Source organism: Polaribacter batillariae, assembly GCF_017498485.1.
Lineage (GTDB): Bacteria > Bacteroidota > Bacteroidia > Flavobacteriales > Flavobacteriaceae > Polaribacter > Polaribacter batillariae.
This window is the reverse complement of the sequence record NZ_CP071795.1, coordinates 1,551,598-1,565,948: the sequence shown is the minus strand read 5'-3', so window position 1 is coordinate 1,565,948 and position 14,351 is coordinate 1,551,598. Positions and strand designations below refer to the sequence as shown.

At 30.4% G+C, this 14,351-nt stretch carries 16 protein-coding genes and 1 pseudogene; 12 read left to right on the top strand and 5 right to left on the bottom strand.

The annotated features are described in order from the left end of the window. Positions 1–117: 117 nt before the first annotated feature. The 7 genes and pseudogenes from JL193_RS06845 to JL193_RS06815 form a co-directional block, all read left to right on the top strand. Positions 118–630: pseudogene (locus JL193_RS06845) on the top strand (RteC domain-containing protein); the annotation flags it as partial. 272 nt (positions 631–902) lie between these two features. Then, on the top strand, positions 903–1,181 hold the full coding sequence (locus JL193_RS06840; protein ID WP_207973077.1) for a helix-turn-helix domain-containing protein: 279 nt from the start codon (positions 903–905) through the stop codon (positions 1,179–1,181). 47 nt (positions 1,182–1,228) lie between these two features. Beyond that, a complete protein-coding gene (locus JL193_RS06835; RefSeq protein ID WP_207973076.1) occupies positions 1,229–1,927 on the top strand; it encodes a hypothetical protein in 699 nt (232 codons plus the stop codon). A gap of 78 nt (positions 1,928–2,005) precedes the next feature. Then, positions 2,006–2,665: a P-loop NTPase family protein gene (locus JL193_RS06830; RefSeq protein ID WP_207973075.1), complete on the top strand. Its 660-nt coding sequence runs from the start codon at positions 2,006–2,008 to the stop codon at positions 2,663–2,665. A gap of 50 nt (positions 2,666–2,715) precedes the next feature. Then, complete coding sequence (locus JL193_RS06825) at positions 2,716–3,618, top strand: sce7726 family protein (RefSeq protein WP_207973074.1); 903 nt, start codon at positions 2,716–2,718, stop codon at positions 3,616–3,618. After that, a complete protein-coding gene (locus JL193_RS06820) occupies positions 3,579–4,517 on the top strand; it encodes a sce7725 family protein (protein ID WP_207973073.1) in 939 nt (312 codons plus the stop codon). Before JL193_RS06825 ends, JL193_RS06820 begins: the two co-directional genes overlap by 40 nt. Before the next feature lie 26 nt (positions 4,518–4,543). After that, complete coding sequence (locus JL193_RS06815; RefSeq protein ID WP_207973072.1) at positions 4,544–5,554, top strand: RES family NAD+ phosphorylase; 1,011 nt, start codon at positions 4,544–4,546, stop codon at positions 5,552–5,554. 962 nt (positions 5,555–6,516) lie between these two features. Here the strand turns inward: JL193_RS06815 and JL193_RS06810 are convergent. From JL193_RS06810 to JL193_RS06795, 4 genes are read right to left on the bottom strand one after another with little or no spacing between them, the layout of a single operon-like run. Continuing rightward, positions 6,517–6,714, bottom strand: a complete 198-nt coding sequence (locus JL193_RS06810; protein WP_207973071.1) for a hypothetical protein — start codon at positions 6,712–6,714, stop codon at positions 6,517–6,519. 1 nt (position 6,715) lies between these two features. Further along, positions 6,716–6,961, bottom strand: a complete 246-nt coding sequence (locus JL193_RS06805; protein WP_207973070.1) for a hypothetical protein — start codon at positions 6,959–6,961, stop codon at positions 6,716–6,718. After that, positions 6,939–7,361 (bottom strand): DUF5675 family protein, encoded by a 423-nt coding sequence (locus JL193_RS06800; RefSeq protein ID WP_207973069.1) that lies wholly within the window; start codon positions 7,359–7,361, stop codon positions 6,939–6,941. The genes JL193_RS06805 and JL193_RS06800 overlap by 23 nt, the downstream gene beginning before the upstream one ends. Before the next feature lie 2 nt (positions 7,362–7,363). Beyond that, the gene (locus JL193_RS06795; RefSeq protein WP_207973068.1) at positions 7,364–8,119 is read right to left on the bottom strand and encodes a hypothetical protein; all 756 of its coding nucleotides are present in this window, start codon (positions 8,117–8,119) and stop codon (positions 7,364–7,366) included. Between the two features lie 222 nt (positions 8,120–8,341). Between JL193_RS06795 and JL193_RS06790 the strand changes: the two genes are divergently transcribed. Both JL193_RS06790 and JL193_RS06785 read left to right on the top strand, forming a co-directional pair. After that, the gene (locus tag JL193_RS06790) at positions 8,342–8,539 is read left to right on the top strand and encodes a hypothetical protein (protein ID WP_207973067.1); all 198 of its coding nucleotides are present in this window, start codon (positions 8,342–8,344) and stop codon (positions 8,537–8,539) included. Positions 8,540–8,714: 175 nt separating this feature from the next. Further along, positions 8,715–9,437 (top strand): tRNA1(Val) (adenine(37)-N6)-methyltransferase, encoded by a 723-nt coding sequence (locus JL193_RS06785; RefSeq protein ID WP_243456859.1) that lies wholly within the window; start codon positions 8,715–8,717, stop codon positions 9,435–9,437. Between the two features lie 42 nt (positions 9,438–9,479). Here the strand turns inward: JL193_RS06785 and JL193_RS06780 are convergent, their stop codons facing one another. Further along, entirely contained in the window at positions 9,480–10,847 is a 1,368-nt protein-coding gene (locus JL193_RS06780) for a saccharopine dehydrogenase family protein (protein WP_207973066.1), read from the bottom strand. A 73-nt stretch (positions 10,848–10,920) separates the two neighbouring features. On the opposite strand from JL193_RS06780, the gene JL193_RS06775 reads away from it, so the two are divergent. The 3 genes from JL193_RS06775 (at position 10,921) to JL193_RS06765 (ending at position 14,315) form a co-directional block, all read left to right on the top strand. Further along, positions 10,921–11,301, top strand: a complete 381-nt coding sequence (locus tag JL193_RS06775) for a DUF423 domain-containing protein (RefSeq protein WP_207973065.1) — start codon at positions 10,921–10,923, stop codon at positions 11,299–11,301. A gap of 86 nt (positions 11,302–11,387) precedes the next feature. Next, complete coding sequence (gene pckA, locus JL193_RS06770; RefSeq protein WP_207973064.1) at positions 11,388–12,998, top strand: phosphoenolpyruvate carboxykinase (ATP); 1,611 nt, start codon at positions 11,388–11,390, stop codon at positions 12,996–12,998. Positions 12,999–13,088: 90 nt separating this feature from the next. Beyond that, a complete protein-coding gene (locus tag JL193_RS06765; RefSeq protein WP_207973063.1) occupies positions 13,089–14,315 on the top strand; it encodes an Nramp family divalent metal transporter in 1,227 nt (408 codons plus the stop codon). Positions 14,316–14,351 lie beyond the last annotated feature (36 nt).

Below are 14,351 nucleotides of genomic sequence, written 5' to 3'. Positions count from 1 at the left end.
TATTTAATCGTAAAGTTATTTCCGAAATTTTTCCTCATGGAGCAATTTAATGATTGCTCTAGAAAAATTTCAGAATAACTTTACTTACACACTTTTTGGTTTAGTACCTATTTTAATGAAAACTTAGAATTCTACCAATATTATAGAAGAGGTGCTACGTTTTTAGATGAACAATATTTTTTAAGAGGTAAAGCAAATATTCGGTTGTATCCAGATACATTTCACTTTTTAATAGATGTACAATTTTCTACAAGTCACGACAGTACTGTTGCTACAATTTTGGCGTTTGATATGCTCATTATACATCTTAAAAAAGAAGTTGATAAATTAGAAAATAATGATATTGAAACAAATACCGATGGTTTTCAGAAGCAATCAGACCTATTTTGGACAGGCAACAAAACAGACTTGATAGAGCTTATTTATGCCCTCCATAGTACAGGTTTTATTAATAGTGGTAAAGCCAACATAAAAGAAGTAGCGTCAGTTTGTGAACATATGTTTAATATTAATCTGGGCGATTATTACAGAACATTTCTTGAAATCCGTTTAAGGAAAATTAATCAAACAAAATTTTTAGATAATTTAAAAGAATCATTGATTAATAAGATGTTAGAGTCAGACGAATAAAAACCCAACTTGTGTGTTTTTAAAATCTTGCATATTATTTTACAACTTCTACCTTTTTGTTATTTCAATTTTAAAGTGCAAATATCAAATGGTATCAATATAAGTCATTAAAAATGAGTAGATAAAAATACCCAACTTGGGCTTTACTTGTGAATAAAACTCTTTAAATCACTTCATATTTGCCAAACGAAAGTCAAATCGAGCCAAAATATTTTGGCGAAGTCCCCGCGAAAGAGGGAATCTTTTTCAATAACAATTAAAATCGTTTTACTATGGCAGCAACAATTATTACAACAGAAGATTTACAAGAATTCAAACAAGAATTATTAGAAGACATCAAAGCAATGATTAATCATCAATCTGGCTTTGCTCCTAAAAAGTGGTTAAAGTCACCAGAAGTTAGAGATTTATTAAGTATTTCTCCAGGAACATTACAAAATTTAAGAATCAATGGCACACTTCCTTATTCTAAAGTAGGTGGTGTAATCTATTACGATTATGAAGAAATTGTAAAAGTATTAGAAGCAAATCGAATTCATAACAAGTTCTAAATGGTCATTATTTTGTCATTTCGAGCGCAGTCGAGAAACCTCTCTTTATGCAAAACGTAAATTTCATAAAACATCTAAAAGGTATATTCCTGCAATTCTCAAAAGATAATCGCCTCAATCCAACACACATCAGTCTGTACATCGCGCTATTTCAACTATGGAATAACAATCGATTTTTAGATGAATTTCACATCAATCGTGAAGAAGTAATGCGTTTTTCAAAAATCGGTTCAAAATCCACATATCATAAGTGTATTAAAGAATTAAGCTATTGGAAATACATCATTTATTATCCATCACATAATCCATACAAAGGGAGTAAAATTAAGATGTTCAAATTCGAAACAAGTATTGGACAAGCTCTGGTACACAACAATGCCAATATCGAAACAAGCAGTGGACAAGCACTGGTATCTATAAATAAACATATACAAACAAATAGAAACAATAAAAACGTTACTAAACTTGACCAGCCCATAAATGAAAAAGAGGTTATTGATTTTTTCAAAAAAGAAAATTGGCCAAAAATTGAAGCTCAAAAATTTTACAATCATTACCAAGGTATTGGTTGGAAAGTGGGCGGCAAAACAAAAATTGTCAATTGGCAGGCAACAGCAAAAAATTGGATGATAAAAGCTGAAGAGATGTCAGTTCGAGCGCAGTCGAGAACAAACCAAAAATCAGTTAGCCAAAATATGGACAACCTAAAGACTAGTAAAAATAAAAACTATAATGAACCTCTATGATTTATTTAAATAACCTAACATATTTAAAAATATATATGTCACTTCAAGCGCAGTCGAGAAGTTTCTAATCAAATAATTATGAATAGTACACCTCACATCATTCAAGAAGGAAATGTCCAGTTTCAATTAGGTGAATTGACAGGAAATAAAATAAGCTATAATTTCCCTAAAATTCTAATCTATTTAGAAGCGAAAGGTAAATTATTGTTTGGTAAGAATTTCAAAATATATTCAGAAGATGAAGCAATTTTATACAAGTTGTGCATTTATTTTATTCGTGATTTTGATACTTGTGCAAAATTAGGTGTGGATTCAAACAAGGGTATATTATTATCTGGGCCAGTGGGTTGTGGTAAAACCAGTTTAATGAAATTATTACCATTCATAGTACCTCATCAAAATCAACATAGTCTTATTCCAGCAAGAAATATAACTTTTAGTTTTAATAAAAGTGGGTTTAAAATTATTGAAGATTATGGAAATAATGGCTTTTATTGTTTTGATGATTTAGGTGTAGAAACCACTGGAAGACATTTTGGTAAAGATTGTAATGTAATGGGAGAAATACTATTATCTCGCTATGATTTATTTTTAAAAAGAAATTTAAAAACTCACGCTACGACAAACTTAAACGCAGAAGAATTGGAGTACAGATATGGCAATCGTGTACGTTCAAGAATGCGTGAGCTTTTTAATTTAATTGCTTTTGATAAAAATAGTTTAGATAAACGAAAATAGTTTTTAAATCATTTAGTTTAAATTTTGTAATTTGTTAACTTTGTAAAATAATGCAAGTAGCTAAAAATATAGAAAGTTTAAGGAATTTATCACAAATTCTATCTCCTGCTAATTTTAAAAAAATAGTAAAGGATAGGAATTATTTTGATACATTTTATCGTATAAGCAAACACACTAAAATATCAGATTCTACAACTAACTTTGAAGTTATTAATGCTATTTACAAATCACTTTTAGGTACTTACAAAAATGAATATATTTATAAAAATATTCTTTTAAATCAAAAACTTCTTAAAAAGTATAGCTTAAAAAAATCAATAGCACTATCAGAATTTAAAATTGATAATTCAATAGCAGACTTTGTTATTTTAAATGGGGTAGCTCGTGTTTATGAAATTAAAACGGAATTGGATGGTTTAGATAAATTAGATAAACAATTAGCAGATTATAAAAAATTTGCTGATAAAATTTATGTGGTCTCAAATTCAAAACATATTCCTAATCTATTGGTTAAATTTCATAACACAGAAATTGGTTTAATTGAATTAACAAAAAGAAACGCACTTAAAACTATTAAAAAAGCAGAACAAAATTTTTCATTTTCCTATGAAACATTATTTAAAAGTTTAAGAAAAGATGAATACATTAGTTTACTTAAAAAACATTTTGGAGCAATTCCTAAAGTTCCTAACACCCTAATTTTTAGAGAGTGTTTTAAACTTTCAAAAAAAATAGATATTTTAGAGTTTCAAAAATTAGTTATAAAAGAATTAAAATTTAGAAATATTTCTAACCCAGAATTATTTAATGATGATTTAGTCCCAGATTCATTAAAACATATCTGCTACACTTTAAATTTTTCAAAAAAAGATTTTATTGAGTTAGAAGATTTTCTTTACAAAAAAAGTAAGCTATGTATTTCCCATATGTCAGAGGCAAACAATTTGAATTAATCGCATTACGTGAATTATGTGGTTTCCTTCCAAATTTTTCAACTAAAATATCTCCAGTAATCGAACCAATTAAAGGTTCTTCTACTTTAAAATCTGCGTTAAAAAATTTAGCAGCTAAAAATGTAAATTTTAGTGTTATTATCAATCCTAAAGTAGGCGGTTTAGTAGGAGAAGGTAATAAAATTATAGAACTTCTTAAAGATGTATTGGAACATTACAACAATTATCAAATTGCAATAATTATTGATTCAAAAATAGAAGAGCAAATTCCAGCTTTAATTGAAAGTATAAATAATTTAGACTTAAACTATCAGGGTGTCACTTTAATTCATAATTCTGAAATATCTGAAGTCAGTATCGCCGAAATTCAAAATAATATAAATGTTATTTACAATATAATTTACTTTAGTAATACAAGCAGACGGTATTATAGACTATTTTCTGTAGAAAGTAGAATATCATTAGATGATTATTTTAAGGATATGCCAAGAAATGCAGATTATCTTCAAGTAGGTGAAAGTCCTTTTTCTGAAGAGTATAGTTTTTATAAAGATGAAGGCTTTTTTGGTTTTTCTGATTTTTTAACAGTTGGCGATAATTATTCAGATTCAGGATTTTTACCAAGAGCAGTAGCAATGCATTTATCTTATATTAATGCATCAGGCAAAATAATGGTAAAACACTTTGTGTCAGACTCAAATGGAGATGTATCTGATATAGGTGGTAAATTTGCAGAAGCACTTGAAAAACTTGTAAATTGGTGTGTTAGCAACAGTATAAATACCCAAGCTGTTGAAATTTATAAAGACCTTCATAATCGTGGTCATTTTCCTGGTTTAGGCACACTAAAAAAATTATTTATAATGAATCATATCGAATTAATAGTAGATAAGATTTAATTATAAATTGTTTTAATAGCGAATACTTGATAAGTATAATTAATGCTGATGATAGAAATGGGAATTGTGATTTTTGTAATTCGATAAATGTTTCTATTTATTCAGCAAGAGAATTAGCTCCTTTTTTTCGTAATATAATTTCCTTGTATGAAGTGAATGCTGATTCGGTTTTTGATATTGCCCAATCCATAAAAAAAGACTTTAATCTTACTACTAATTTAGTTGATAATAATAAACTATTATTTGAATCTATTTTTGTAGATGAGGAAGAAATTCTAACAGAATTATTCAATAGTAATGTATCATCAGAAATAAAGATTGAACTAATTTCTGAAACTAATCAAATTCATAGTATTTGGAAAGAATTCAAAGAAGAAATTAAATCTGTAAATAGATATCATATTAATAACACAATTGATTTGAAAAAATTAGCCAACTTTTTCAATCACGAAAGTTTCTATAAAACAATAAAGAAAGGTCGTATTTTTTATAGATGTCGCATATCAGATAAAACAGGTTTTACTACAAACCAAATAGGTAATCCACCTAACGAACTTGCTACTGGTGGTAGAGCAAATCCTAAAGGAATATCTTATTTATATATAGCTGATAAGTTAGAAACATCTTTGTATGAAACAAGAGCATCTTTATTTGATTATGTTACAGTTGGTGAATTTCGTTTAAATGAAGATCTTAAAATCCTCAATTTAAGAAATCCAAAGGACGACCCTATTCCTTGGTCTGAAAATGAGGCAATAGAAGATTTTTTAACCTATGTTCCATTTATACAAACTTTACAAAAAGAAATCTCATTACCAATCAGAAAAAGAGATAAACAGTTAGATTACATTCCTACTCAATACATTTCTGAATTTATCAAATCATTAGGTTTTGATGGTGTAGAATATCAGAGTTCATTATTTGCTGAAGGTTATAATTTAGCAATCTTCAATCCAGATAAATTAGAATGCATCGCAACAAAAGTTTATGAAATTGAGAATATAAAACTGCACCATAAATTACTTGATAATAATTAAAATCCCCACAAACCAAAGTCCAGTTTGTTGCAAAAGCAAAAAACCTCTGTCTTTTGGTTTGTTCCGCGCACCAATGCAAGTTTAGCGTTTTAAATATCTACAGGTAGTTGCATTTTAGAGCTTGTTCCATTCGCAAACTCATTACACAAATCTAAAAAGCAATGCGTTTTTATTATTTCATAAAACACAAAAATCCCCAAGCTATATTTACATAATGCGCAGTTATACTGCTCTTCCGTGAAAAACTCCAGGCACTATAACGCCATTATGTAAAATAGCCGCACTTCCATCGCGCAAATCCGTTATCAACAATAAAATTTAATTATTTTAACAACATTTCGTAATTGTTGCATTGTTTTTATAAGTGCTTTTTTAGTTTCAATAATGGAAAGTTAGGTAACATTGAAAATCAGTAATAGTAAGAATAATTCTAAAGCACCTATAAAATCAAGAATAGCCAATAAGAGTATATTTTTTTATTTGTAAGAGAATGGATAATATTGTTTTCACAAAAGCAAATGCTAATCCAAGTTTAAAAGTAATTTAGTAAACATAGAAATTTAGGTACAATAAACATATTTTTTGAGGCATTCACTTTTTACAAAAACAATCAGAAAGATAGTACAAAACAAATAAAAAAATACACACTTCTTTTCGCTTCTGCCAGCGCACTATGTACTTCGTCTTTAATAATTTCCATTCAATCGCCATTGGGCTAACATTTTTAAAGATTGATAAACTCCATACACAAACCAGCCCCTGTTCATCAATCTTTAAAAACGATAATACTCGTTGTCAATTTTTTTCTTATCTCATTCATCTGCACAAAAATTCTGCTAAATTCATTTACTTTCTTTATCACAATTCTTTGTTTGTCTCATTTCGTTAAGTAAAAAATTATAGAAAATAAAAAAAGGACAATTAAAATATAAATGTCCTTTTCTGATAATGATTTTTTGATATTACTTTTTACGCTGTCTTTTAATTGTTTTTACAAAATATTTCATCATAAATGAAGCGATAAAACTCACAATCGCTCCTAAAGTAGCCAATACAATCGTTGTAATTATATCCTCTGTACCAATATGAGTGATTGCAGATAAAAAAGTTCCACCCCAAACACCAATACTTAAATTAGAATGTGAGGCTTGAAAACTCATATTATTTACTTTTTTCAGTTGTTACAGATGTTCCATTCTCCTTATTATCAGAAACCACAGCTTGACTTACAGCAGTGGCCACAGTTCCTGCAACTGTCATATAAGTAGCAATGGTAACAATAGTTGCTGGTATAGTAATAGGAGCTGCGATAATAGTACCACCTGCAGTGGCTAAAGCAATACCAATATTTCTCAATACTCTAAAAAATTTTGGAGTAGGTTTTTTATAACGTTCTATAATTTTCATAATTCTGTGATTTAACGATTAATATTATTTTTTCCTTTCGGTCTATAGCTTGATACACCAAAGACAGTAATTTTTGCATTGCATCCCTTGAATGAATCCCTTTTCCAACACCACTTAAATAAGTTACAGGAGCAATACAACCTTCTAAATCTCTTTTTGCATCATTTGCAGGATGAAATAAAATAAAGCTTCTGTTGGCTACATTTTTCAATATCAAATGATGTTTAAACTTTTTAGAAAAGCGAGGAATAACTTCATATTCTCCTTCTGGTATGCAGGAAATATTTCGTTGATTGTTTCTCCAAGGCAATTCAATGGTGTGACAAAGAAACCGATCAGAAATAAACAGAGTACCATTGGTACCCTGTTTAAAATAAGCTCTTTGTAGTACTAATTCCATAACTATGGAGTATCAACAGTCGCAACAGATAATGCATTGTAAGCACCATTTTTAAGGGCGTACATTTCTCCGTTCACTTCCTGATAAAACTCAACTCCAATAACCTGTACTACTTGTAAGGTAGAGTTAGCAGTTATTGTAGCAGATAACGCAATGGCAGCAGTGTCTGCAGCTGTATAGGGTAAAATAGCTGTTGCATCACTCTCAAAAGTTGAGGTTTCATTCTCAAAATCCAATTCTGCAGCACCCATCACAATTTTAAAATGTGTAGTTCCTGCAGGAGCTGCAATTCTAACCACAGGAGAAAAAGCAGCTAAGTCTAAAGTTGCTTCTCCTGTAACTCGATCAAAAGCTTTGCTAAAGGGTGCAAATAATGTTGCTCCAAGCTTTCCATTCAAATTGAATTCAAAACCTTCCAAAAGAACTAAATTTCCATCTTGTAAGTTTCTTAAACCTCTTTCGTTAGTCGTATCGGTTTTCGTGATAGCTACTAAAGATTTTGTCAAACGAGAGACCACTCTTTTGTCTTTAGCATTCTGCAAAAGCAAACGAATGGCGTTTCGCAATACTTTACCACCTTTACCAGCACGTCCAAATTCAGAACCATTTTCACGCGTTCTTTGAAACGCAGGATCATTCTGAATTCTGCTTTTGTCTACACCTCCTTTTTCACGAGCCAGGTGTCCGTCACTTGTTTTGTAAAAAGAAATACCTCCGATAGTTCCTTTTAGCTTAATAATTCCTGTTTGTTTTGCCATAATTTTTACTTTTTTTGTGATTAATATTCCAAATCACGTAACTTTATGGCAGTCAATGAAAAATTAAATTCCGTTTTTGGATGTTCTTTCCGAAAACACCAAAAACGTTATTAAAATATTGATAACACTATCGTGTTGTCAACATTTTAACAACACATTATCCACAACATCATAAAATAATTAAGTCTGTTTTAAGTATAGATAAAGCATAGATAAAGCATTATGAATCAAAAAAGAGCTTGTATATATCCAAAAGATATTCAGCGCATCACAGGGCGTAGTGAAAGGTATGGGCGTAAGCTACTGAATGATATTAAAAACTTTTTAGATAAAGAACCTCATCAATTCGTAACTGTCGATGAGTTTTCTGATTACTCTGGTATTCATGTAGATATAGTAAATGAGTATATAAAAGATTAAATTGTAAGGGACTAATTAGGGGTCAGTATAAATTCTTATATTTGTAAACGCATATAAACAGAGAGTTCTCGAGAGTAGTGTTAGTTCCTTCCTCTCTGCAAACAAGTTTAAGATTTAAACTTTGAGAAAATTCTGTGTTTTTCGCAGAATTTTTTATTCAATATAAAATTTAATTTTGGGGAAACCTTTCCAGTTTAAACAATTTACAATCAATCAAGATAAAACTGCCATGAAAATTGGTACAGATGCTGTTTTATTAGGTGCTTGGTGTACTGTTGATAATAATTTAAACACCATTTTAGATGTTGGTTCTGGTACAGGAGTAATTTCTTTAATGATCGCACAACGTTCAGACGCAATGACAATTGATGCTGTTGAAGTTGATGAAAATGCTTACGAACAAACTGTAGAGAATTTTGAAAATTCAGATTGGGGTGACAGATTGTATTGTTACCATGCAACTTTTCAAGAATTTGCTAATGAAATTTACGAGGAAGAAGAAACGTATGATTTAATTGTTACAAATCCGCCTTTTTACAACGATGATTTTGAAACTGAAAACGACGCCAGAAATAAAGCACGTTTTACTTCTTCTTTATCTTTTGAAGAATTAGTGAGTAGAGTTGCAAAAATTTTATCGAAAAACGGAATTTTTTCAACAATTATCCCTTTTAAGGAAGAGAAGCGTTTTATCGATTTAGCAAACGAAAATCACTTATTTTTGAGTAGAGTTTGTCGAGTTCAAGGGAATGAAACATCAGAAATTAAAAGAAGTTTGTTAGAGTTTTCTTTTCAGAAAAAAGAACGAAAAGAAACACATTTAGTTATTGAAATTGGGCGCCACCAATACACAGCAGATTATATAAGTTTGGTAAAAGATTTTTATTTGAAAATGTAGGTTTTCCCAGAACCACCAAAAACCTAAAAAGTCTTTTGAGATTTACCCAATTACATGGTTCGGGTTATATCCTAAATAAGGAACTTCTCTTTCCGTAAATTGAATTCCATATGCTTCTAATTCCTTTAAAATGGGTATATAAACTTCTTTGGAAATCGGAATTTGAACTCCAGGAGTTTTAATTTCTTCTTTTAATATTTTTAAAGTTGCAATGGCAAGAGGTAAACCTACAGTTTTAGCCATTGCTGTATATGTTTGGTTTTCTCCGAGAACAACTAAATTACTTTCCATTTGTTTTTTTTCTCCATTAATTTCGTAACCAAACAAATGTTGCATTACAATCATATCTTTATCGTTTTGCTGTAGGGTCCAAGAATCTTCTAAAATTCGTTGTAGCATTTTTGCAGGCGTGGCATTTTTAACACCTATTTTTTTATTCGGGTTAAAAAGATCTAATTCTAATAATTTTTCCCACATCACATCGTCTTGGTCTATTTTTAAATAAGAACGTAGTTTTAATTCCACAGAATCTGAAGGAGAATAGGCTAAAAATAAATTTACAAAATCTCTGTAACTCATGTTTTCAGAACCTTCAATTGTGTAAGAATCGTCTGTCATGCCTAACTGCACAAAAATATTCCAAGCTCTAGAAAAGCCCACTTTTCTAATCGTTCCTCTGTACATGGTTGGTATTTTTTCTAAACCATAAGCGTTTCTATATTTTAAAGAATCTCTGTTGGCATATGCTTCAAATTTTGCGTTATTTATTTTTAAAAATTCGGTTCTTCTAAATAATTTATGATACGGAATGTATTTGTAAGTGCCTTCTTGTATAAACATTGCAGCTCCACCTTGCCCTGCTAAAACCACATTTCTTGGATTCCACGTAAATTTATAATTCCATAAATTGTTGTCGCTTTCTGGAGCAACCAAACCCCCTGTAAAAGATTCGAATAGTAACATTTTGGCGTTGTTTTCTCGAATTCTATCAATTATTTTCATGGCACTCATATGGTCTAAACCTGGATCTACACCAATTTCGTTCATAAAAACCAATTTTTTTTCTTTTACTTGAGTATCCAGTGCTTTCATTTCATTAGAAACATAAGAAGCAGTAACCATGTTTTTACTAAATTTTAAGCAATCTTTGGCAACTTCAATATGAAATCTTGCAGGCAACATAGAAACGACAATATCTGCTTTTTGAATTTCTTTTGTACGCTGATTTTTATCAAAAACATCAAAAACAATAGCAGTCGCGTTTTTATGATGATTGATTAATTTGTTTGCATTTTCTATTGAAATATCTCCAATAGTTAAAAACAAATTTTCTTTTTCAGAATTATCTAAAAGATATTTTATTAAAGCTGCACTCGATTTTCCTGCGCCAATTATTAATATGTTTTTCATAAACGAAAAGATGTATTTTTGTGTAATTACGAAGATACATTAATTGTTTAAAATTTAACAAAAACCATTAAAAATGTTTAAAAATATTATTATCACTTGTTTTTTAGGAATGTTAGCGATTATTTTAGGGGCTTTTGGCGCGCATGCTTTAAAAGAAACGCTTACAGTAGCGCAATTATCGAGTTTCGAAACGGCGGTTCGTTACCAAATGTATCATGTAATTGTGTTGTTAATTGTAAATATGTATGCAGGATTTTCAGCAAAACAAAAAAATACAATTAGTTATTTATTTTTTATAGGAATTCTTCTTTTTTCGGGTTCTATTTATGCAATTCAGCTAACAGCTATTTCTGCAAAATCTATTTGGTTTGTTACCCCTTTAGGAGGTCTTTTTCTAATCGTAGGTTGGATTGCCATGATTATTATATTCTCAAAAAAAATAAGAAATAGATAAAATAATAATAATTTTTATCTAAATAGAAGTCCGTTTTAAAATATTGCTTAATTTTGCAATACACAAAAAAACAAAAATATATTGATATGGTAGATACAAATACGAAATCGATTTCGTTAAATCATCTAGGAATCAAAAACGCAACAATTCGTTACCAACTATCTTCAGACGAATTACATAATGAAACTTTAAAAAAAAACCAAGGAGTAGAATCTTCTTTAGGAGCAATTGCCGTAAACACAGGTGAGTTTACAGGACGTTCTCCCAAAGATCGTTTTATTGTAAAAGACAACATTACAAAAGATGAAGTTTGGTGGAGTAACATTAATCTTCCTTTCGATTCTAATAAGTTCGACGCACTTTACGATAAAGTAACTAATTATTTATCTGGAAAAGAAGTTTTTGTAAGAGATTCTTACGCTTGTGCAGATAAAAATTACAAATTAAACATTAGAGTTGTAAACGAATTTCCTTGGAGTAACATGTTTGCTTACAATATGTTTTTGCGACCAACTGCCGAAGAATTAAAAGAGTTTTCTCCAGAATGGACTGTGATAAACGCCCCTGGATTTATGGCAGATCCAGAAGTAGATGGCACTCGCCAACACAATTTTGCAATCTTAAATTTTACAAAGAAAATCGCTTTAATTGGCGGAACAGGTTATACTGGAGAAATTAAAAAAGGAATATTTTCGGCCTTAAACTTTATACTTCCAGTATTTAAAAATACGTTACCCATGCATTGTTCTGCCAATGTTGGTAAAGATGGAGATACTGCTATTTTTTTCGGATTATCTGGAACTGGAAAAACAACACTTTCTACAGACCCCAATAGAAGTTTAATTGGTGATGACGAGCATGGCTGGACTGCAGAAAATACCGTTTTTAATTTTGAAGGAGGTTGTTATGCAAAAGTGATTAATTTATCGCAAGAACAAGAACCAGAAATTTTTGGAGCCATTAAGAAAGGAGCAATTCTAGAAAATGTTGTTATGGATGCAAATGGAGTAATCGACTTTGCAGATACTTCCATTACACAAAACACAAGAGTTAGTTACCCAATTTATCATATAGATAATATTCAACAACCATCCATTGGTAAAAACCCGAAGAATATATTTTTTTTAACGGCAGATGCATTTGGAGTTTTGCCTCCAATTTCTAAATTAACGCCAAATCAAGCAGCATACCATTTTATATCTGGTTATACAGCAAAAGTAGCAGGAACAGAGGCAGGAGTTACAGAACCAACACCAAGTTTTTCTGCGTGTTTTGGTGCACCTTTTATGCCTTTACACCCTACAAGATATGCAGAAATGTTAAGTAAAAAAATGAAAGATGCTGGTGTAAATGTTTGGTTGATAAATACAGGTTGGTCTGGTGGCCAATATGGAGTGGGTAGAAGAATGCCACTAAAATATACACGAGCAATGATTGCTGCTGTTTTAAATGGCGACTTAGGAAGTTATACATACGAAGATTACCATATACACTCTGTGTTTGGAGTGGCACAACCAAGAACTTGCCCAGGAGTTCCAACAGAATTATTAAGCCCTAGAGCTACGTGGAATGATGATGAAGCGTACTATAAAACTGCGTTTAAATTATCGAATGCTTTTAGGCATAATTTTAAGCAATTTGAAGATATCGCAAGCGAAGATATTCGAAGAGGAGGTCCCCAACGTTATGCTTTTTAAGATGAATTTTTAAATTTTACTTCAAGAAAGCACCTCAAATTTGAGGTGTTTTTTTATTTTTAGAAGTATCTTTAACCAACATTATAATTTATGATAAAAAATTGGTTTCAAAACATAGGTCCAGGAACATTAGTTGCAGCTGCTTTTATTGGTCCAGGAACGGTTACAGTTTGTACATTAGCAGGTGTAAATTTTGGTTTTAATTTATTGTGGGCAATGTTGCTTTCTATGATTGCCACCATTGTTTTACAAGAAATGGCTGCAAGATTGGGTATTATTTCTCAAAAAGGCTTGTCTGAAGTCATTAGAGAAGAAATTAAAATTCCGTTTTTAAAACACTTTGTAACGCTGTTAATTTTAGCTGCAATTGTTGTTGGAAACGCTTCTTACGAAGCTGGAAATATTAGTGGTGGCATTTTAGGTTTGGAAACCATTTTTGGGAAATCAACTTTTAATATTGGCGATATTACTATCAATATAATAAGTTTTGTAATTGGTAGTATTGCATTTGTACTTTTATATATTGGAAATTATAAATTTTTAGAAAAAGCTTTGGTAGCACTTGTGTTAGTAATGAGTGTTTCCTTTTTAATTACAGCAATCGTTACCAAACCTAATATTTTAGAAATCTTAAAAGGACTTTTTATTCCGAGGTTTCCAGAGAAAAGTCTATTAACAGTTATTGGTTTAATAGGTACAACTGTTGTGCCTTACAATTTATTTTTACATGCTTCTTTGGTAAAAGAAAGGTGGAATAAAAAAGAAGATTTAAAATTGGCAAGAAAAGATACAATTGTTTCTATAATTTTAGGAGGCTTGGTTTCGATGGCGATTATTGTTTCTGCAGCAGCCATTCCTTTTGGAGAAATTACCAATGCAGCAGATTTGGCCAAAGGTTTGGCACCTTTGTATGGCGAATTTGCAAAGTATTTCTTGGCTTTGGGGTTGTTTGCTGCAGGAATAACATCTGCAATTACAGCGCCTTTAGCAGCTGCCTATGTCGCAAAAGGCTGTTTGGGTTGGAGAGGAGGTTTAAAATCTAAAAAATTTAAAAGTGTTTGGATAATTATTTTGGTTTTAGGAGTTGTTTTTTCTTCCATAGGAATAAAACCAATAGATATTATAAAATTTGCCCAAGTTGCAAACGGAATGCTATTGCCAATAATAGCAGGAATTTTACTATGGATAATGAATAAGAACACTGTTTTAGGCAAGTTTACAAATTCTAAAACACAGAATATTTTAGGTTTTGTAATTGTAGCAATTACCATTTTTTTAGGAGCAAAAGGAATTTTAAAAGTATTTAATTTTATATAAAACTTTCATTGAAAGGCATCAAAAATTAAAACAATA

Bases quoted from the DNA above. Each gene is read 5' to 3' on its own strand.
- JL193_RS06825 (WP_207973074.1), top strand. From the start codon at position 2,716: ATGCAAGTAGCTAAAAATATAGAAAGTTTAAGGAATTTATCACAAATT.
- JL193_RS06835 (WP_207973076.1), top strand. From the start codon at position 1,229: ATGCAAAACGTAAATTTCATAAAACATCTAAAAGGTATATTCCTGCAA.
- JL193_RS06795 (WP_207973068.1), bottom strand. From the start codon at position 8,119: ATGGCAAAACAAACAGGAATTATTAAGCTAAAAGGAACTATCGGAGGT.
- JL193_RS06800 (WP_207973069.1), bottom strand. From the start codon at position 7,361: ATGGAATTAGTACTACAAAGAGCTTATTTTAAACAGGGTACCAATGGT.
- JL193_RS06810 (WP_207973071.1), bottom strand. From the start codon at position 6,714: ATGAGTTTTCAAGCCTCACATTCTAATTTAAGTATTGGTGTTTGGGGT.
- JL193_RS06780 (WP_207973066.1), bottom strand. From the start codon at position 10,847: ATGAAAAACATATTAATAATTGGCGCAGGAAAATCGAGTGCAGCTTTA.
- JL193_RS06820 (WP_207973073.1), top strand. From the start codon at position 3,579: ATGTATTTCCCATATGTCAGAGGCAAACAATTTGAATTAATCGCATTA.
- JL193_RS06790 (WP_207973067.1), top strand. From the start codon at position 8,342: ATGAATCAAAAAAGAGCTTGTATATATCCAAAAGATATTCAGCGCATC.
- JL193_RS06765 (WP_207973063.1), top strand. From the start codon at position 13,089: ATGATAAAAAATTGGTTTCAAAACATAGGTCCAGGAACATTAGTTGCA.
- JL193_RS06805 (WP_207973070.1), bottom strand. From the start codon at position 6,961: ATGAAAATTATAGAACGTTATAAAAAACCTACTCCAAAATTTTTTAGA.
- pckA (WP_207973064.1), top strand. From the start codon at position 11,388: ATGGTAGATACAAATACGAAATCGATTTCGTTAAATCATCTAGGAATC.
- JL193_RS06830 (WP_207973075.1), top strand. From the start codon at position 2,006: ATGAATAGTACACCTCACATCATTCAAGAAGGAAATGTCCAGTTTCAA.
- JL193_RS06840 (WP_207973077.1), top strand. From the start codon at position 903: ATGGCAGCAACAATTATTACAACAGAAGATTTACAAGAATTCAAACAA.
- JL193_RS06775 (WP_207973065.1), top strand. From the start codon at position 10,921: ATGTTTAAAAATATTATTATCACTTGTTTTTTAGGAATGTTAGCGATT.